This window comes from Duganella flavida, assembly GCF_009857445.1.
Classification (GTDB): domain Bacteria; phylum Pseudomonadota; class Gammaproteobacteria; order Burkholderiales; family Burkholderiaceae_D; genus Rugamonas; species Rugamonas flavida.
In genome coordinates this window covers 1-255 of the sequence record NZ_WWCN01000085.1, presented here as the reverse complement: position 1 = coordinate 255, position 255 = coordinate 1, and the positions used below count along the sequence as shown (strand labels likewise).

General features: G+C 44.7%; 1 protein-coding gene. It reads left to right on the top strand.

Going from position 1 to position 255, the window contains the following annotated elements:
* A partial coding sequence (locus GTP46_RS30535) for a hypothetical protein (RefSeq protein ID WP_229259153.1) occupies positions 1-255 on the top strand: 255 nt, incomplete at both ends.

Here is a 255-nt window from a genome sequence, read left to right as displayed (position 1 = left end):
TAGTTGGCAGCTCCGAAGTCGGATTTACACCTTATGTGAGTCCTGCAGCGGCACTCTCAGGTATATTAGCTGCTGGTATTGCGTCGGGAAATGCCAATACAGGAATATCTCTGTCATCGAATTTGAATGATAATCGCAATGACGGAAATTCTCTCTTCGGTCCAGGAGTTCTTGTCGATGTCCCGAAAATATATTTCAGTGAAGTTCTTCATGAGAAAGGTATTTTCGGCGAGAAAACGAGCAAGCGTTTTCCGC